We start from the raw sequence: 19,288 nt of genomic DNA, 5'->3' as shown, positions 1-19,288 counted from the left end.
GTAAAATCATACCAGCATGGGGAGTCAAAAATGAACCAACCACGCCGCCAAGCCTATCTCACCCTGATTGAATCTCTCCTCACCTGTCCCAGCGAAGAACAAACCGCCATCCTGCAAGCCCATCTAAAATTATTAGACGATGATTTTGCCGAATATTTGCGAGAGTGGGCAACAGAAACCCTGCCCAACTTGGAGGCAGATATAGCCGAATATTGTGCCAATATTTTATACAATTTAAATCTAGAAATTTCAAGTCTTCAGCAAGGCAGTCACAGAAGCAACATAGAGATTGGGATTGCTTGTCTGGAAATAGGATTAACTATTTTTACCCGCGAAGCTTACTCAGAAGATTGGGCAAGTTTTCAAAATAGTCTAGGTATTGCTTACTATTCCAGAATCAAGGGAGACAGGGGAGAGAATATAGAAAGGGCGATCGCCTTTTATGAAGCAGCTTTACAAGTTCGCACCCGCCAAGATTTTCCCCAATATTGGGCCCAGACTCAAAATAATTTGGCACTTGCTTACCATTCCAGAATCCAGGGAGATAGTGGAGAGAATATAGAAAGGGCGATCGCCTTTGATGAAGCAGCTTTAGAAGTTTACACTCGCGAAGCTTTTCCCCAAGATTGGGCTGGGACTCAAAATAATTTGGCACTTGCTTACTTTTCCAGACAGGGAGACAGGGGAGAGAATATAGAAAGGGCGATCGCATTTTTTGAAGCAGCTTTACAAGTTCGCACCCGCGATGCTTTTCCCCAAGATTGGGCTGGGACTCAAAATAATTTGGCAAATGCTTACTATTCCAGAATCAAGGGAGACAGGGGAGAGAATATAGAAAGGGCGATCGCATTTTTTGAAGCAGCTTTACAAGTTTACACCCGCGATGCTTTTCCCCTATATTGGGCAAGGACTCAAAATAATTTGGGAAAAGCTTACAGTGGCAGAATCAAGGGAGACAGGGGAGAGAATATAGAAAGGGCGATCGTATTTTTTGAAGCTGTTTTAGAAGTTTACACCGGCGAAGCTTTGCCCCAATATTGGGCCCTGACTCAAAATAATTTGGCGGCTGCTTACAGTGACAGAATCAAGGGAGACAGGGGAGAGAATATAGAAAGGGCGATCGTATTTTTTGAAGCCGCTTTACAAGTTTACACCCGCCAAGCTTTTCCCCAATATTGGGCAACGACTCAAAATAATTTGGCACTTGCTTACTATTCCAGAATCCAGGGAGACAGTGGAGAGAATATAGAAAGGGCGATCGTATTTTTTGAAGCAGCTTTACAAGTTTACACCCGCCAAGCTTTTCCCCAATATTGGGCCCAGACTCAAAATAATTTGGCGGCTGCTTACAGTGACAGAATAAAGGGAGACAAGGGAGAGAATATAGAAAGGGCGATCGTATTTTTTGAAGCCGCTTTACAAGTTTACACCCGCCAAGCTTTTCCCCATGATTGGGCCCTGACTCAAAATAATTTGGCACTTGCTTACTATTCCAGAATCAAGGGAGACAAGGGAGAGAATATAGAAAGGGCGATCATATTTTATGAAGCAGCTTTACAAGTTCGCACCCGCGATGCTTTTCCCGAATATTGGGCAACGACTCAACATAATTTGGCAAATGCTTACGGAAACAGAATCAAGGGAGACAAGGAAGAGAATATAGAAAGGGCGATCGCCTTTTATGAAGCAGCTTTACAAGTTCGCACCCGCGATGCTTTTCCCCAAGATTGGGCAACGACTCAAAATAATTTGGCACTTGCTTACTATTCCAGAATCAAGGGAGACAAGGGAGAGAATATAGAAAGGGCGATCGCATTTTTTGAAGCAGCTTTACAAGTTCGCACCCGCGATGCTTTTCCCCAAGATTGGGCTGGGACTCAAAATAATTTGGCACTTGCTTACAGTGACAGAATCAAGGGAGACAGGGGAGAGAATATAGAAAGGGCGATCGCCTTTTATGAAGCAGCTTTAGAAGTTTACACTCGCGAAGCTTTTCCCCAAGATTGGGCCCTGACTCAAAATAATTTGGCAACTGCTTACTATTCCAGAATCCAGGGAGACAGGGGAGAGAATATAGAAAGGGCGATCGCATTTTCTGAAGCAGCTTTACAAGTTCGCACCCGCGAAGCTTTTCTCCAATATTGGGCTCAGACTCAAAATAATTTGGCAAATGCTTACTATTCCAGAATCCAGGGAGACAGGGGAGAGAATATAGAAAAGGCGATCGTATTTTATAAAGCAGCTTTACAAGTTCGCACCCGCGAAGCTTTTCCCCAAGATTGGGCTCAGACTCAAAATAATTTGGCACTTGCTTACTATTCCAGAATCAAGGGAGACAGGGGAGAGAATATAGAAAGGGCGATTAAATGTCAAAAAGGTGCTTTACAAGTTCGCACCCGCGATGCTTTTCCCCAAGATTGGGCTCAGACTCAAAATAATTTGGCAATTGCTTACAGGGACAGAATCAAGGGAGACAGGGGAGAGAATATAGAAAGGGCGATTAAATGTCAAAAAGGTGCTTTACAAGTTTACACTCCTACCACCTTACCCCTTGACTGTCTGCGAAGTGGGGGTAACTTAGGCTATTTAGGATTTGCCGAAAGTTTGTGGGAAACAGCCATCTTCGGCTACGAAAAAGCCATCGAAGCAGTCGAACAAACCCGCGAGTGGGTAACATCCCAAAACCGCAAACGACAAATCATCGAAAAAAACCTCGACATCTACGAAAACATGGTGCAATCCTGCATCAATCACCAACAATATGACAAAGCCCTGCAAACAATCGAACGCAGCAAATCCCGCTACCTAGTCGAACTCTTCACCAACAGCGAAATCTACCCCAAAACAGCCACCGACACCGAGAAACAGCAACTCCAAAACCTGCGCCGCCAAATCGCCGCCTCCCAACAACTCCTAGAAACAGAAACCCCATCTCCTCCTCCTCTTTCTCCCCCCCTTACCAAGGGGGGGCCGGGGGGGGTTCCCGAAGACTCTCCCTCACAACGCACAACCCAAACCCGCAGCCTCAGCCCCGAATATTTCCAACAACAAAAAGCCAAATTAGAAACAACATCACAGCAACTAACACAACTGCTGGAACAGATAAAACAGCGAGAACCAGAATTCACCCTAACTCAAAAAGTCGAACCCATCGACATCACCAAATTCCAACAAACCTTAGACACCGAAACAGCAATCATACAATGGTACATCGGCAATAACTCCAACTCCGACGATAGCTGGGGCGGGTCGGCCTTCATCATCACCCGCGACAGCATAAAACCAGTCACATATACCACAACCGAAATAGCCGAATTAGAAACCTGGAAAAACAACTATCTCGACGAATACCGCAACAAAAAAACCAACAAAACCTGGCAAAACACCCTATCCGAAGAACTCCAAAAACTCTCCGAAATCCTGCGGCTAAACGAGATAATCGCCCACATCCCCCCCAACTGCAAACAACTAATCCTAGTACCCCACCGCTACCTGCACCTATTCCCCCTCCACGCCTTACAATTCACCTCAGAAACCCGATTTAAACAAAAAACCAACTTTCGCGGCTACCTCCTCGACAGCTTCCCCGCAGGCGTGAAATACGCCCCCAGCTTGCAACTGCTGGAACTCGTAAAAAATCGCATCACCACCAGAAACTCCCCCCCACCAAATCAGCTACAACTATTTGCCCTCCAGAATCCCACCGAAGATTTATTCAACGCGGACATGGAAGTAGAAACCATCAAAACCCAATTCAATCCGCATCAAGTTTTACTCAGAAAACAAGCCACAAAAACCGCCCTCAACGAAAACCGAGAAAACCTCTCAAACACCCGTTACCTGCACTTTTCCTGTCACGGCGTATTCAACTTTGACTATCCGCTGCTGTCATCCCTAGTCTTAGCCGATTCCCTGGAACCGCAAACCTCACCCCCGCCCCCAGAGTCAAATCAGCCCGCTGAAAAACAGCGCTATGTCACCCTACGCAGCGGCAGAAAAGCCATCCCAGAACAATGCCTCACCCTGCGAGAAATCTTTGCCGATTTGCAGTTACCGCAGTGCAGTCTCGTCACACTTTCCGCCTGCGAAACCGGGTTAACCGACTCAACCGCAATGACCGATGAATACATTGGTTTACCCAGCGGCTTCTTGTATGCCGGTAGCATGAATGTTGTCAGCAGTCTGTGGGCTGTCGATGATTTTGCCACAGCAATTTTAATGATTAAATTTTATCAAGAATTGCCGCAGGCAGATTCAGTAGCAGTCGCTTTAAATGCGGCACAAAACTGGATGCGCGGGGTGAGTGAGGAGGATTTTCGAGTTTGGGTAGGATTGTTAAATTTAGATAAAAAATCTAGAGAAAGTATGGCATTGTGGTTAGCGTCTTCGAGTCATGAACAGCCGTTCCGCGATCCGAAATATTGGGCGGCATTCTGTGCGACGGGATATTAAGTTAGGCGTGCCATCAGGATTTTGTAGGGGCGGCTTTTACAAACAATATATAACGATGACTAACAATCTAGATAAACCCGCCACCCACCACCAATAACCCAAATCAACCTGAAATTTGCATCGAATGTTAAAATGTAGATGATGATTTTTCGTTTGGTGGGGGCGGGTTTGAGAGATTGTCGATTTCAGCCAATTATGGTTGGTGAAAGCCACCCCTACGAATTTATATTTTTATATCACGGGAGTAATTACAATGGAACCTGACAAAATTATCAATGCTTTTCTCCAATGGCTGCACGAAAATCCGAGTATTTTCATGCCGACAGCATGGCAAGATTTACCCGAATTAAAAACAGAAATGGGAGAATTCGCAGACGATCAATTGTTTCCTATTGCTATGGCTATCAGCAAGTGGTGTGCCCGTCATCAATTGGGAGAGGAATTAAAAATTGCTGCAGCCAAAAACAAAAAAGATTTCGAGGATGCGGGCGAACCCACCCCAAGTACAAGACGGCCAGGAATCAATATCACTCAAACCCTGCGTACCAGCATTGAAGATAGCTACAGAAAGCTTCAACAAAGCGCAGCAAGTAATCAATCAGATACCAGCAATGACTCCAAGTAGCACAATCTATGCCCCCAACGTTTATTTATTTGCCTTTCACCTCTGCAACGCCCTAGAATCAGAGTCTACTTCGCCTGTGGAATTCGCCAGTTTGTGGCAGAAGTGCGATGAGATTTTGCAAACTAAATTAGCAGTCACTACAAAATTTAATGACAGCTATTTGCACAAAAAAGAGGAACCTGTCGGCTTCCGAGTTAACCTGATTAATAAACAGTTTGTTGGCAACCGCAATTCCATTGCCTTTGCTAAGGAGATTTCGGTTGAAAATCAGCAAATTACTCTCAAGGGATTTGCCCAACCGCTGCGAATTGAGGACAGCTATGCCCTGGGTTTAAAAATTTTTGTTCCTGAAAAAGTTAACAGCATTAAAACACCTGCTGTCGATGTTAGCATCTTCAAGGAATTTAATCCCGATAACTGCTTGCTGCCGGATTTTGTGCAGAGTTATTTCGGGCAAACTCTGCTGCTTACAGCTTGGCTGAGTGTCGAACAAAATCAGGCGGCGCGGGCAGATTCGCAGTTTCTCCAAGCTTTAGGCAAACAGTGTCTGGAAAAGTTTATTTCCGGTAAAAATCTGCCGGATTTTTACCGTCAAAGCGAATTGTTCGGCAGTCCGATTTTGGAGTATGGTAATCCGAGTCAGCCCGATAGTTACTGTCACATTATTATCTGGTTTTTCAACAGTTCTGCAACTGATGAAATCTGGGATGAGACGCGGTACAGCGATTTTATGGATTTGTTTTTGTACCGAAATAAAATTCTTCGCGCTTATCACGACAGCCGCAAGCTTTACCTGGTGACTCGCGAGGAATACAAACAAATTGAACTGGATATTGACAAGACTTTTAAGTATTTGCAGCGAGATCAACCTCAGCAGAGGCCATCGAAAGGTGCGGGTTTAAAGGAGGAGGGATTAAAATATTTGGAAACTCAGATGATTGAGATGCCGCCTCGGGCTGTGAAGTATGCCCGAATGCTGATTGATTTGCAGTTTCGCGAAAATACGATCGCCATTAATGCCCAAAATTACCAAGATAAATTAAATCAAATAAGTCTTGACATCAAAGCAGCTAAAAAGTACAATGATAGTGATGCCAATTTAAGTTTCCTCGAAACATTCAGTAAAGAAACTTGCCCGCAGTTTCAAAGGCAGATTCAAGCAGATTTAGGCTATTTCAAACACGGTTCCGGCTTGCTAGACCAAGCAACCGAGGCAATTAGAGCTATTGTGGCGATCGAAGAAGCTTATCGGAATGCCAAACTAGAGGTAACGATTCAAGCTGTCGGCTTTGGTTTGGGAGTAGCCGGGGTAGTGGCTGGCAGTTCTCCTTATTTGATTAAACAAGACCCGCCGAATCAAATTGTTGCTTTGCCTTTGCCTTTCCTGAAGGTGGGAATTAATTCTTTTGCCTTCGTATTGTTGATTAGTATCGGTGCCGGGGCTCTAGTTTGGGGTGTGGTTATGTTGAGTGCCAATTCCAAGAATCTACTAGGTAAGTTCAAGAATCTACTAAATAGAAATAAACAGTTGCCCCCCCAATAATCCCGGTTCCGGGCGGGCAAATCACCCGCCCCAGAAAAAGATTGAGCTTAATATTGAGGTACAGATGGGTCTACTTCTTCACTCCAAGCAGTAATTCCGCCCTTAACATTAATCCCCTCAATTCCAGCTTCCTTCAAAATCCCCAAAGCCTTCGCAGAACGCCCGCCCATTTTGCAGTGTGCAATCAAGCGGTGGCCGTTCAACAATTCCTTGACCTTGGCAACACCTGCGCCGTGTTCGATATCCGGCAAAGGAACCAAAACCGACCCAGGAATTTGACAAATTTGATACTCGTTGGGATTGCGAACATCCAACAATACAAAATCCTTCGCACCGCTGTCGATTAACTCTTTAAGTTCCGTGACAGTCATCTCAGGAATTTGCGTTTGCTGACTTGCTTCCTGCGCTTTTGCTTGAGGAATGCCGCAGAATTGTTCGTAATCAATTAACTTTTCAATTACCGGGCGCACTGGATTCGGCCGCAGTTTCAATTGCCGGAACGTCATATCTAAAGCATTGTAAAGCAACAATCTGCCGCTCAAAGTAGTGCCTTGACCCAAGATAATCTTGATAGCTTCCGTTGCTTGGATAGACCCGACCACTCCGCACAAAACGCCTAAAACCCCGCCTTCTGCACAAGAAGGAACCATGCCAGGGGGCGGGGGTTCCGGGTACAAATCGCGGTAATTCGGGCCGCCTTCGTAGTTGAAAACTGTTGCTTGTCCTTCAAATCGGAAGATGGAACCGTAGACGTTGGGCTTGTTTAAAAGCACGCAAACGTCGTTCATCAAATAGCGAGTCGGGAAGTTGTCCGTGCCGTCGATGATGATATCGTAAGGAGTGGCAATGTCGATCGCATTTTCGGAACTAACGCGAGTTTCGTACAAATCAACTTGACAAAAAGGATTAATTTCTAAAATCCGATTTTTAGCGGACTCAATCTTCGGTTTCCCAACCCAAGAAGTGCCGTGAATTACTTGCCGCTGCAAATTGGAATGGTCTACAACATCAAAGTCTACAATCCCAATGCGGCCAACACCGGCGGCGGCTAAATACAGCAGCAGCGGCGAACCGAGACCTCCCGTACCGATGCAGAGCACGCTGGCAGCTTTGAGACGCTTCTGCCCTTCCAATCCAACTTCTGGCAGGATCAGGTGGCGAGAGTAGCGTTCGTATTCTTGTTTGTTGAGCTGGATCTCGTCCAGATTAGGATTTAGCATGATATTGTGTGTAGCGCAGATTTTGAATTATATCCTATCTGAATCTTTCGCATTTTTACGTGTTTGTTATTTTTACTAATTATTTCTTAATCTCGGTCGGTTCCACTGGGAGAATTTCCTCTGCTTGAAAGTTCCCCTCTCCGTCAAGACTCCAACTGCGGAGGTCTTCCCAACAGCCTTGTCGGACTGACACAATGATGTAAGAGTATTGGGCCCAGGCTAATGTCCGATCGCACTCTGAGGGCACTGCGGGACAATCCGTATGGGAATGATATATACCGATAATATCCAGAGTGCGATCGCGCCCGTGTTTCATCGCCCGCAACATATCTTCGGGCCTTATAGCATATCTGCGTCTTTCTGTCAATTCTTTTTGGTCAGGCCAATTCTCTTCAGCCTCAGAACTCCAAGCATTGTCAGTCGGCCAAACTTCTACCAAAGTTTTAACAGCGCCAGTAACTCGACCGAGCAACAAACCGCAGCATTCTTCAGGATAAGCGCTTTCGGCGTGGGTGCGGATGGATAAAATGTGAGAGTCGGAAAGTGCGATCGGCTGCATAGGATTTTAGTGTAGATTTTTTTGTAAAGTGCGATTCCCTGCGGGATAGCTACGCTTCACAGGCTTTTTTTTAATTGTGGAACAGGCATCTTGCCTGTTCAATACTGGCTTTTCTGGAGATGTCTATTGATTTGACATTCCTGTAGCTGTTTGCAAAACAGTTCTATAAGCAATAACAGCTTCAGTTTGGTTAACATATCCTACATATTGACTCAATACAGAAAAGTCTAACTCAGGCAAAAATTCACTCCTCGAAATTAACTCATAACCAGACTCCCGCAAATGATAAAGAGAAAATTGCTCGTTAGCCCAGAACCAGACTTCAGGAACCTGCAAACCGCGATACACCTCCAACTTGTCAACGCCGCCGCTAGTCAGAGCAATTTCTATCACAATATCCGGGACTTCTGCAAGTAAACCTAAACAGTAACACTCATCTGGTTCCGCACCCCGTCTCACAACTTCGCGGCGAAACGTAGCACTTCCGTAACCGTTGAGATTAATGAGTCTTTCAACCGCATAGGTTTCTATCAACCGGGCAATAATTTTTTTGAGCCTTTCGTGTTCTGGCGAAGTCGTCATGATAATTTCTAACGTTCCTTCCAAGTAAGTCATCCTGGGGAATTCATCGACAAACATATCAGAAAGCTGCTCGTATTGCTCCCAACTCACATCATATAAAATAATGCGTTGTTCGGTAGCCGGTTCGAGAGTTTTTGGATCTAAAAGTAACATAATTAATTACCTGCACTTAAATATCTAAAGGTTAGATTTTTAGGCTCTTTCTCACTCTTCTTCTCTGTGTCCTCTGCGCGCTCTGCGGTTCATAAAAAAATGTAGGGTGCGCCGCAGCGCACCTTACGGATGAAGTTAATTAATGCAATCAAGTCGGAGTTTGCTGCAACTCAGGGCGTTCATCTGGAACGATCGCACCTTCGACAGGACACACCTGCAAACAAATACCACAGTCAATGCAGGTATCAAAATCAATCCAAAACCAATCAGTACCCTTGACATTTTTGCCGGGGCCGGGGTGAATGCAAGCAACCGGACAAGCGCCGACACAATCAGCAATTCCCTCGCAAATATTCGTAACAATAGTGTGTGCCATAGTGTTCTCTCAAAAGATTTTAGGTAGATAGGGAATTAGCAATTAGCAATTGGCAAAACCTTCTCTCAATCAGCAGGATACATAATATCATATCCGGTGATTTTTAACCAATTACCAACTACTAATTACCAATTACCAATTAGCCTAATTTACCGTTTCAATTGTTGGCAATCCTTCGGCATTTACCCAAGCAATTTGAGCAATTCGTCGATCGCGCGCGTATTCCCGCGCCGACTCTGCTGTCTCCCGACTCTCTAAATCTATTTCTACCCGAACTAGGTGAGTAGACTCTCGGAGTTTGCGAGCGTAAGCAAACGCGGCGGCACTAGCTTCAGGAGTTTGAGCCACAACCAACCAGTCGCTAGCTGGCGTCTGGGTGGGCAATTGCCCCTCTGTCAGCAACACTTGATGCAAATCTTCAATATTCAGACAAAACCCGATGCCGGGGGAATTTTGCTCTTGGGGATCGAACAGTCCCAACAGTTGGTCGTAGCGTCCCCCTTGTCCTAAAACTCGCTGTCCTGTCTTGCTGCTGCTGACAACTTCAAACACAATTCCAGTGTAGTAGTCAAATGTTTGAATTAAACTCAAATCGAGGTGAATGTGAGATTTGAGATTGGGAATTTTTGACTGACATTGGTGCAGCAATTCGATCGCAGATTTGAGATTATTTAACGCGGCTTGCTGCGGCAAATCTAAATCCAGCTTGGCAACAATTGGCAACACTTCTTCTGGGCGACCGCGCAAGTCAAATAAAAGCAGAGCTCTTTCTCGCAATTCCGTTGACAGCGGCAAAGTTTCCAAGGCAATTCGATCGAGATTGGCGATCGCCCCCCGAACTTTTTGGCGCACGTTTGGCGGAAACGGTTCCAGCAATCTTGCAGTCAAGCCCGCTTCTCCCAAAACCAAATGCCAGTCATCAATTTCCAAGCTCTGCAAGCACTCAGACAGCAGCAGCAGCACTTCCGCATCCGCAACCGTCCCCCCCGCGCCGAGCAGCTCTACGCCAGCTTGATAGAACTCCTGTTGCCCGCCTGAGCCAGTATCTGGACCTTTGCGGAACACGTTAGCGTTGTAGTAGAGTCGCTGAGGCTGCCAGCGAGTCCCGGCCATCCGCATTGCAGCCGCGCGGGCGATTGATGCTGTCAATTCCGGCCGCAAACCCAGTTCTCCATCCTCGGCGTCTTGCAGTTGAATTAAGGTTGATCGGTCGATCGCGCCCCCCGCCATCAATGTCTCCAGCCTTTCTAGAGTAGAAGTAATAATCCGGTGATAGCCCCAGCGGTGAAAAACCTGCTGTAAGCGCCGTTCGATCGAAATTTTTTGAGCAACGTCAAGGGGCAATAAATCTCTTGCACCGGATGGGGGTTGGTGAACCATATCAATTTTAGATTTTAGACTTTAGATTTTAGATTGGGCTTAGAAGCTTAGCTTTATGGACGGTGTTAAAGTCTAACGAGGCAAGCTTAACATTTGACTTTAACAAATTAAGGTGTCATATCCATTTTAGATTTTAGATTTTAGATTTTAGATTGGGCTTAGAAGCTTAGCTTTAGGGGAGGCTGTTAAAGTCGAATCAGGCAAGCTTAACCTTCGACTTTAACAAATTAAGGCGTGATAGCGTTTTGGTTTGCATGGGAATAATCATTTTCCCCGTCAGTGCAAGCGTCGCGCTCTTTCTGGAGCAGCCGCGATCGCGGGACGATCGCACTGACGGTATAATTCCGATGTCACCGGCTTTGATCTCACCAAGTCTTGATTGTTTTGATCGAGGTCACTCCACTGCTGTACATTTCACCATTTTCTCAAAATTCAAGACTCACAAATCACCACTTCTCACTTCTTCTTACCGCCAAACAAACTTGCAAAAAATCCTGGTTTCTCGTCACCTTTTTTTGCTTTGGCAGAAGCTTGTTCCAGCTTTTTCTTAACCTCCAAAGCCGTCGGTTCTTCAGGATTTGATGCCAAAGCTTTGTTCATCTCAAGTTTAGCCATTGTGGCTTGATTTTGTTCCAGGTAACACATTGCTAATAAAGCGTGGGCCTTGCTGTGTTTTGGCTGGCGCTTCACGGCTTCTTTCAACTCTAAAATTGCTTTGGCGTAACTTTTGCTGTCCATGAATCCTTGAGCTCGGCGGCAATAGGCTTCAGTCTGCGAGTCTGGGGTTGTGGTTGTGGTTGGAGTTGTGGTTGGGGGTGGGGGTGGGGGTGGGGTTTCATCTTTTATTGGGGTTGCATCTTTTATGGGTGTAGCCGCACCACCGCCAAGGCGCTCTTTTCGCAGCAGGTAAACCATATTGAGTTCGCTAATTTGAGCGATCGCATCTTCGGTTTCCTTAACTGATTCGTACTGCTTGAGAGCGAGTTTGCTAACTGCTGTTTTGTAAGCTTCTTCCCAATTTTGAGCGGTAGCCAACTGTTTGGCTGCTTCGCTTTCAATTTGCATTTTCGCCTGTTCTTTAACGACGCGCTTGGCGATGGCTCCTAATAGCAGGCTGTATTCTTTGCGATCGCTTTCCTTGGAAAATTTGTTGTAAGCCGGATTGACTACTTTTGACAAAAATTGGTTAGCCCAATCTTTATCGGCTTGGCTTTCAAAAGAGCAAGTATCCGAATGCAACCGGCGGGCGATTTTCATGTAGCGCTTGCGGATGTCGTTAAACTCGGCGTCTAAGGGAATTCCCAAAATTGCGTGCTGATCTGTAAAGTCATACTTGAACAGCCCTTTTGTCATTTCAAAAGACATAACTTTTACTCTTCCTTTCCTGGCTTTTCACTATTCTTTAATGTAGCTTGAGTCAAGGGGTTCTGACCCCCGTACTACCCCCGATCTATTGCTGGGGGGCGCTACTTCCAAGAAGATAAGGGAGGAACTGCTAGCAGTGCGCTGCTGAGTTCGGCGTGTATTTTGCCGTTTGTGGCCAAAATCCGACCCGAGTTCATCTCAAAGGGACTGCCGTCATAAGCGGTAACTTGACCTCCGGCTTCGGAGACGATCACTACACCGGCTGCTACGTCCCAAGGGGAGAGTCCCCGTTCCCAGTATCCGTCCGATCGCCCCATCGCCAGGTGTGCGAGGTCTAAGGATGCGGAACCGCTGCGCCGCACGCCTTGGGTGAGGTGGGTGAGGTGACAGAATTCGGCATAATTATTGTCTGCTGTTTCCCGCCGATCGTATGCAAAGCCAGTGACTAGCAAGCTGGTTCTCAATTCTGAGATTTGGGAAACTTTGATCGGCGAACGGTTGCAGGTTGCTCCCAATCCTTTGCCTGCCCGAAACAATTCATTATGAAAAGGGTCGTAAATTACTCCAATTTGTGGTATTTTGTCGATTAAAAGTCCGATCGACACGGCCCAAAAAGGATATTGGTGAGCATAATTGGTTGTGCCGTCCAAAGGGTCGATCGCCCACAGGTATTTGCTGCTGGCATCCCCTAATTTGCCGGATTCTTCGGCGAGGATGGCGTGGTCGGGTACGTGGCGGCCCAGAATTTCTAAGATGACGGCTTCTGATGCTTTGTCGGCTTCTGTGACTAAATCGCCCGATCGACCTTTTTCTTGAATTTTTTCTAATTTTCCGCAGAAAGATTTCAGGGCGGAACCGGCGGCTAGGGCTGCTTCGGTGGCTATTTCTAAGAAGTTTTGCAGTTGATTGTCTGTCATTGGGAATTGGGAATTGGGAATTGGGAATTGGGAATTGGGAATTACTTCCAATGACAACTGTCAACTGCCAACTGTCAACTGTCAACTGACTACTGCCGATTTTGCTGGCGAAATTCTGCGGGAGTTTGGCGCAATGCTCGTTCTGGATTCCACAGGCCTTTACCCATGAGTCTCGCCCATTCTTGAGCGTTCACGAGTCGCTGCTGGTATTTGGTGTTGGGCGATCGCACTGAGGCCAGGGCATAACCTTCTTTGACTAGCTGTTCGTTGAGCAAATTTTTATCTTGCCACAAGTAGGCTAGTTTGCGATCGAACTGGTCTTTCTCTTCGATATCGGATTCTAACAATACCTGTTTTCCCGTAGTTAGCTGTTCTAGTCTTTGTTTGGCTGCTTCTCCCCAAGGCTGCTGTTTTAAATCCGGCGCATCAATACCAATCAGCCTGATTTGTTCTAATAAGGCTATTTTGTCGGCTGTACTGATAACTTCGATTGTTTGCCCGCTGATGGCCCTTTCTACTTTGGCCATCGTACCTTGGGGCATTTCTGGTTTTTGGCAGCTAGCTAACAACAGACAAAGGGCGATCGCACATAATCGATAAAGCATGGATAATTGGTAGTTGATAATTTATCAAGTTGCCTCACTCTTCATCCAACGGCAAACCGGCTTTAACTTTACCTTTGCCGAAGTAGCGGCCGAATTGCAGTTCGTACACTTCGTCTTCGTCTTGCGTCTCTACCTCAATGTTGGAACGGGGATAGCTGACGCACAGCAGGGCATAACCTTCTTTTTGCAGTTCCACAGACAGCCCCATTGCTTCTGGCTGGTGCAGTTCCCCCGAATTGACGCGCACCGCACAGGCGGTACAAGCACCGTTGCGGCAGGAAAATGGTAATTCTACTCCTTGATTTTCGGCACTTTGGAGGATATAGCGGTCTTCGGGTACTCGCACGGTGTGGCGATCGCCTGTCTGTCTGTTATGAATTTTAATTGTGTAAGAGTTAGTCATGGAATTTTAGATTTTAGATTTTAGATTTTAGATTGGGGTTGGTGCGGCAAGATCCTTGAAATAAATGGGTTTGCGACCCCGGCAGGAGAACCCAAGCCTACCCGTTTCACACCCTACCCATATTAAACAGCAAATTTATGTCGTTACCCCTTCCCAAATCAGATTTGTTCTGCTAAGATAGTTTAGCTGTGGCTAAATGAATGAATTTAGCCCTGGAGAGGTGGCCGAGCGGTTGAAGGCGCACGCCTGGAAAGTGTGTTTAGGGCAACTTAACGAGGGTTCGAATCCCTCCCTCTCCGTTAAACAAGCTGTTTAGGCAAAAAAAACAGCTTGCAAACAAAATCTCTGATATGAGATAAATACTTTGATTAGAGCGAGATCCCTTGAATTATTTTATAAAAACCCAGGGATCTCGCTTTTATATTTTTGAGTGTAAATTACGGGCGATCGCCCCGAGAATAAACGCCCCGATATAATGCCAATAGTAGAAAACCATAGTGACCTACACCAATCGGCACCTTTTGCAGCAAAGCGTCGCTTTCTGCTGGATCAATTGCTGTGTGAATATCAGTCTGGGAATTTTAGATTTTAAATTTTAGATTTTAGATACAGGTAATTTATATCGAACTTAGCATCAGCGAGATTTGCCCCTCTGAACGAAGTACCCTCAGCATTTCTAATCTCTCGAACAATCGCCGAGAAAGACACAAACGCAAACCAAAGATACAGCAGCGACAGCAAACCAAAACACATACCCCAAAACAGTTTGTTAGTGCTCAGAAAAGCACTCGCCGTTGCACTGAACAAAAAAGCCGCTGCGTAAGTCGCCACACTTCCAGCCGATACGATCGCCACCTGTGCAAATTGGCTACGAATCCGGCAACTCACAAAAAACATTAACACCCCGCCGATCGACATTCCAGCAATAGCAGCCTGGGAATTATTATTAGTTGCAGTGCCAGCATAGAAAAATCCCAATAAAGCTCCTGATAGAATAGCAGAAATTGTTCGTGCCACTCCACCTGCTTTTGAGGTTTTTGGCTGTTTGCTGGCGATCGCCGAAGCGAAACCAGCAGCGCTCAAAACCCCGTACAGCAACAGAACAAAAGGCCAACTGGGAGAGTCCGGTAGTTGTCCTTGGGCTCCCAGAATCATTCGAGTCAGAACATCGCCCACAACCAAACAAATCGCGATCGCCCCAGCACTCAAAACAGCAATCTGTCGCCGAGAAAGCCCGATTTTTGCACCGATAAAATTCGCACCCGCTAACTGAGCATTTCTAAAATTGCAGCCTCGAACATCCGCGCCACTAAAATCAGCACCGTTAAGAAGTTGTCCTTGGAACGATCGATTTCGTAAAATTTGATTGCTAAAATTATGGCAATCCGAATACTTCATATTAGTAGAGGATGCTGGAAAATATATAAATCTGTTAGTGTTTCCGTCCCCAATCTAAAATCTAAAATGGTATGACTTATCGGCCCACGTTCAAACAAATTTGGCATATTCTCGGTCTCGGAATATTGCTCGCACCAATACTACTCTACAACATTCCCTACTTTTTGCGTCCCCAACAAACCAACGAAGCCCGATCGCTCTTTCAAGGAATAGCCTACCGCAGGGAATTTCGGACTAATCCGCGTCCCACCCTAATTCACATTGTTAGCATCGACCTAAAAGCGCCGGGAATAGGAATTTTTGTCACTCCCGGAAACCCAACAGCCGATTTAACAGAAACCAATGCCCGCACTGCTACTGAATTCCTGAAAGAATTTAAATTGCAATTAGCAGTTAACGGCAATTTTTTTTATCCCTGCATCGAGGAAGCACCTTGGGATTACTATCCCCGCAGTGGCGATCGAGTAAATAATGTCGGACACGCCCTTGCCAAAAGCCAAGCTTATTCTCAACCACATTCAGGCTTTCCCGCCCTTTGTTTTGATGCCAAAAACCGCGCTCAAATAATCGAAAACGGCACTTGTCCTTCGGGAACAGCCTATGGAGTTGCCGGAGATACTTTGCTGGTGAAAAATGGCAAACCCGTAACACAAAGCCAGGAAGAACGCAAACAGGATAAACCCTATCCCCGTGCAGTCGCGGCGATCAACAAAACAGGCGACAAGTTGTGGTTAATTCTGGCAGACGGCAAGCAGAGGCTTTACAGTGAAGGGCTGAAGTTGAGCGAAATAACTGATATTTCGATGCAGTTGGGAGCCGAGACAGTGCTGAATTTAGATGGCGGCGGGTCGGTAACTTTTGCAGTAGCATCGCCGTCAGGAGCGAAACTGTTGAATGCTCCGATTCAGAATAAAATTCCCATGCAGGAACGTCCAATTTCCAATCATTTGGGATTTTACGCGCGAGATAATAATTATGCCTCCGCATACTCAAATAAATAGGGGACTGATTGCCTTCATTACTAATACAAAAGTTCGCTTAAATACCCACAAAATTTGTTGTTCAGCAGTAAAGTTTTTTTAAATCTGCCCAAAATCCGGGAATAATTGCTAAAATTGTAAAGAAACGTAACAAAAATATATAATTGGTTTATGAAAATTAGCGAAATCCAAGCAGCGCTGCAAAGTTCAGATTCTCAAGAGAGGCTGCGGGGGGTAACGGCTCTGAGAAACTGCGATTCTGCGGTGGCGCTGCCGATGTTGCTGAGCAAAGCGGACGATCGCGAGTTTATGGTGCGATCGTTCGTGGCGATGGGATTGCGGCAGATTCAAACTGCGGAAGCTTTTGCGGCGCTGTTAAAAATGATGCAGTTTGATCGGGATCCGAACGTGCGAGCAGAAGCCGCTAACTCTTTGTCAAGGTTCGGAACCGAGGCAATTTCTCATTTAGTTGAAGCTTTTCGCCGCGATGACAATTGGCTCGTCCGCCGCAGTATCATGGCTCCGCTGTACGAAATGCAGTGTACTGATGCAATATTTGAAATTTGTGCGATCGGTCTTGGCGGCGAAGATTTACCAGTTCAGGAAGCAGCAATTGACGGATTTGGTCTGCTGGCAAATACCCAGAAGCAAGAAGAGGCATTGCAGCAATTATTACCTCTACTAAGTTCGGATTACTGGGGAATTCGGCTGCGAGTTGCTCGCGCGCTGAGCAGATTTGACAATCCTCAAGCTCGCGCTGCTGTGAGCTATTTGGCCAAAGATCGAGATCATCGGGTTGCAGGTGCGACTTTGGAAGCTTCGCTTTAAAAACAGTCAATATAAATAGTTATACAGCCTTATGAAGGGGAGTTCCGACCCCTTCTGTCAAAACTCAATATTATTGTGGAACGGCCTGGAGAACCCGTTGCTAAATTAACTTTTTCTTTTCGCCATTTTTCTACTGTTTTTTTAACCGCTTCTATTTCCTGAAAACCTACCAGAATCACAGCAGTTTCAAATTCTACGCCCAAAGCTGTGCTGACTTTAAGGATTTCCACAAAAATAGCGCATTGATAATCTGTGTGTTCATATTGCTTAAATCGCTCAGCATTAATTCCTAGTATCGGGGCCAGTTTTTGTTTGCTAATTTTTGCGGCTATGCAAGCTTTAATTAAAGTACCTGGCAACTTATTGAAAGTATGAACTTTGATCGGAATTTGCTGGGTTGCACTGAACAAGTCGCTCATATTCAGCAATTTCTGACTTTAGGTCGTCCACTTGATTCGGATCTGAATCTCTATGAAACTGCCATCGCACAGGTTCGTCTTTCAAACTCTCATTACTATTCAATTCAGCTGCAGACTGCTAAAATCGCAGCAACTAATCTAAGGTGTGCTGATATTGTTGCTCATTTTTGATCGTCATGGTTTCCATCTTGGTAAATTTACAGCAATAATGCCTGTACGTGTATTTTTTTTTGTATCAAATTGAAAGAATTCTATCTAGGATGTCCTCGAATCATTAGCTGGGTAGTTGGCTGGAAAAATTTCACCTCTCTACTTGTTTTTCTGTTCGGCACGCCGCAGTCTAAAATTATATAAAGTAGGAGCAATAGATTTCAGGTAATCTCTATCAACCGTTTTTTGGCGCGGATTTTGTAACGCTGCCGGGTGGCCATTTAATTGCTCTGGATATGCAGCCTCTGTTTGGCGGCGATGCTGACTACCAAGCTAAGTGTACTGGGTCGATCGAACAAATTTTTCAAGCTCATCAACCGCACCTTCCCTAGAGTGGCGACTTTCCAGAGGAAGCTAAGCAGTTTTTCTCGTTGGCGTTTCTGTGGGATCGCCCCAAGGAAACGGAAATTGTGGCAATTCCGGTTTTTGGAGGGTTCAAAGACTATCTGGCGGCTTATTTCGATTTGGCCGATCGCGCCGAACAGATGACATGGGGCGCAAAGTTAGATAGTATCTAACAAGCTCAACTGTGCTATCTGCGCTATCGTGCCGAAAAAACCCTGGGTCAGGGAATGTTTAAGCGGTTCTACGGCGAGGAATGGACCGAAGAGTATATTCACGGATTTTTGTTCAATTGGGAACAGAAGCTGGCACAATTGGTAAGTAACAAGAATTAATTTTAATAGAAGCTTCAGCCACTACACTTATTAGTGTAGGTTGGCATGAGGAAAATGCCAATGGTCAAAAAAAATCGCAATGTAGTTAGTTCCAATTCAGAAAGTAAAGTCAAAGTCGGACTTTCGCTGACTTCTTCTAGTGCCGATCGATTAAACGTGATCGCTCGCAAGCTCGGAATATCAAGGTCGGAACTCCTAGAACGCTTGGCACAAGGCGCTCTGGATATTTCTAAGGACAAGACGGAAGTTACTGTCACTTGGAAAAAAGGTGAAGAAACGGAGGTAGAGGCAGCCCACTTGCAAGGGGAAACAGCCGAAGAAACCGAAATTAATGAGGCTGTAACGGCAGAAACTCTATCGGACTCGGTGAGTGTAAAGCCAAATACGCTGCAAGAAAGTTACGAAAGTTTACAGCAGCAGTTGAGTGAACGCGAAAGTTCGATCGCTTCTTTGCAGCAGCAATTGGCTACCGAAAAGCAAAATCTCGAAAGCCAATTAGCCGAAACAGTAGCGAAGTCGAGTTACGAAAGTTTACAGCAGCAGTTGAGTGAACGCGAAAGTTCGATCGCTTCTTTGCAGCAGCAATTGGCTACCGA

Annotated in this window: 17 protein-coding genes, 1 tRNA gene and 1 pseudogene; 8 read left to right on the top strand and 11 right to left on the bottom strand. The window is 45.7% G+C overall.

All coding sequences use genetic code 11. From position 1 onward, the window contains the following. The first annotated feature begins 30 nt into the window (after positions 1-30). The 3 genes from QUA10_RS10345 to QUA10_RS10335 all read left to right on the top strand — a co-directional run bounded on the left by QUA10_RS10345 (position 31) and on the right by QUA10_RS10335 (position 6,620). Complete coding sequence (locus QUA10_RS10345; RefSeq protein ID WP_333086236.1) at positions 31-4,452, top strand: CHAT domain-containing tetratricopeptide repeat protein; 4,422 nt, start codon at positions 31-33, stop codon at positions 4,450-4,452. A 253-nt stretch (positions 4,453-4,705) separates the two neighbouring features. After that, positions 4,706-5,077 (top strand): hypothetical protein, encoded by a 372-nt coding sequence (locus QUA10_RS10340; protein WP_333080330.1) that lies wholly within the window; start codon positions 4,706-4,708, stop codon positions 5,075-5,077. Continuing rightward, a complete protein-coding gene (locus QUA10_RS10335; protein ID WP_333080331.1) occupies positions 5,064-6,620 on the top strand; it encodes a hypothetical protein in 1,557 nt (518 codons plus the stop codon). The genes QUA10_RS10340 and QUA10_RS10335 overlap by 14 nt, the downstream gene beginning before the upstream one ends. A gap of 47 nt (positions 6,621-6,667) precedes the next feature. On the opposite strand, the gene moeB is transcribed toward QUA10_RS10335, so the two are convergent. From moeB to QUA10_RS10290, 9 genes are all read right to left on the bottom strand, one after another. Further along, complete coding sequence (gene moeB / locus QUA10_RS10330) at positions 6,668-7,840, bottom strand: molybdopterin-synthase adenylyltransferase MoeB (RefSeq protein WP_190743852.1); 1,173 nt, start codon at positions 7,838-7,840, stop codon at positions 6,668-6,670. Between the two features lie 79 nt (positions 7,841-7,919). Next, positions 7,920-8,399: a M67 family metallopeptidase gene (locus QUA10_RS10325; protein WP_333080332.1), complete on the bottom strand. Its 480-nt coding sequence runs from the start codon at positions 8,397-8,399 to the stop codon at positions 7,920-7,922. A gap of 123 nt (positions 8,400-8,522) precedes the next feature. Continuing rightward, a complete protein-coding gene (locus QUA10_RS10320) occupies positions 8,523-9,134 on the bottom strand; it encodes a Uma2 family endonuclease (RefSeq protein WP_333080333.1) in 612 nt (203 codons plus the stop codon). Positions 9,135-9,282: 148 nt separating this feature from the next. Continuing rightward, on the bottom strand, positions 9,283-9,510 hold the full coding sequence (locus QUA10_RS10315) for a ferredoxin family protein (protein WP_333054336.1): 228 nt from the start codon (positions 9,508-9,510) through the stop codon (positions 9,283-9,285). A gap of 144 nt (positions 9,511-9,654) precedes the next feature. After that, a complete protein-coding gene (locus tag QUA10_RS10310) occupies positions 9,655-10,890 on the bottom strand; it encodes an ATP phosphoribosyltransferase regulatory subunit (protein ID WP_333080334.1) in 1,236 nt (411 codons plus the stop codon). A 456-nt stretch (positions 10,891-11,346) separates the two neighbouring features. Continuing rightward, positions 11,347-12,255, bottom strand: a complete 909-nt coding sequence (locus tag QUA10_RS10305; RefSeq protein WP_333080336.1) for a tetratricopeptide repeat protein — start codon at positions 12,253-12,255, stop codon at positions 11,347-11,349. 101 nt (positions 12,256-12,356) lie between these two features. Then, positions 12,357-13,172, bottom strand: coding sequence for an inositol monophosphatase family protein (locus QUA10_RS10300; protein ID WP_333080337.1), 816 nt, complete (start codon positions 13,170-13,172; stop codon positions 12,357-12,359). Between the two features lie 89 nt (positions 13,173-13,261). Beyond that, positions 13,262-13,777 (bottom strand): thermonuclease family protein, encoded by a 516-nt coding sequence (locus tag QUA10_RS10295; RefSeq protein WP_333080338.1) that lies wholly within the window; start codon positions 13,775-13,777, stop codon positions 13,262-13,264. A gap of 34 nt (positions 13,778-13,811) precedes the next feature. After that, entirely contained in the window at positions 13,812-14,180 is a 369-nt protein-coding gene (locus QUA10_RS10290; protein WP_333040827.1) for a 2Fe-2S iron-sulfur cluster-binding protein, read from the bottom strand. Positions 14,181-14,394: 214 nt separating this feature from the next. Here QUA10_RS10290 and QUA10_RS10285 point away from each other — a divergent pair. Beyond that, positions 14,395-14,479 (top strand) — tRNA-Ser (locus QUA10_RS10285). Positions 14,480-14,768: 289 nt separating this feature from the next. Here QUA10_RS10285 and QUA10_RS10280 read toward each other — a convergent pair. Further along, positions 14,769-15,578 carry a pentapeptide repeat-containing protein gene (locus QUA10_RS10280; RefSeq protein WP_333080339.1) on the bottom strand — a complete coding sequence of 270 codons (810 nt, stop codon included), beginning with the start codon at positions 15,576-15,578 and terminating at the stop codon, positions 14,769-14,771. A 71-nt stretch (positions 15,579-15,649) separates the two neighbouring features. Here QUA10_RS10280 and QUA10_RS10275 point away from each other — a divergent pair, with 71 nt between their 5' ends. Together QUA10_RS10275 and QUA10_RS10270 are read left to right on the top strand one after the other, a co-directional pair. Next, a complete protein-coding gene (locus tag QUA10_RS10275; RefSeq protein ID WP_333080341.1) occupies positions 15,650-16,579 on the top strand; it encodes a phosphodiester glycosidase family protein in 930 nt (309 codons plus the stop codon). A gap of 150 nt (positions 16,580-16,729) precedes the next feature. Next, entirely contained in the window at positions 16,730-17,386 is a 657-nt protein-coding gene (locus QUA10_RS10270) for a HEAT repeat domain-containing protein (RefSeq protein WP_333080343.1), read from the top strand. A 29-nt stretch (positions 17,387-17,415) separates the two neighbouring features. On the opposite strand, the gene QUA10_RS10265 is transcribed toward QUA10_RS10270, so the two are convergent. After that, positions 17,416-17,805 (bottom strand): hypothetical protein, encoded by a 390-nt coding sequence (locus QUA10_RS10265; RefSeq protein ID WP_333080344.1) that lies wholly within the window; start codon positions 17,803-17,805, stop codon positions 17,416-17,418. A 368-nt stretch (positions 17,806-18,173) separates the two neighbouring features. On the opposite strand from QUA10_RS10265, the pseudogene QUA10_RS10260 reads away from it, so the two are divergent. Together QUA10_RS10260 and QUA10_RS10255 are read left to right on the top strand one after the other, a co-directional pair. After that, positions 18,174-18,692 (top strand): annotated as a pseudogene (locus QUA10_RS10260) (hypothetical protein). Positions 18,693-18,752: 60 nt separating this feature from the next. Continuing rightward, positions 18,753-19,288, top strand: a 536-nt coding sequence (locus QUA10_RS10255; RefSeq protein ID WP_333080345.1) for a ribbon-helix-helix protein, CopG family, incomplete at its 3' end; no start/stop codon positions are given.

The organism is Microcoleus sp. Pol8_D6, assembly GCF_036700965.1.
GTDB lineage: Bacteria > Cyanobacteriota > Cyanobacteriia > Cyanobacteriales > Microcoleaceae > Microcoleus.
Note: the sequence above shows the minus strand (reverse complement) of the source record. Positions and strands in the feature narration are given on the sequence as shown.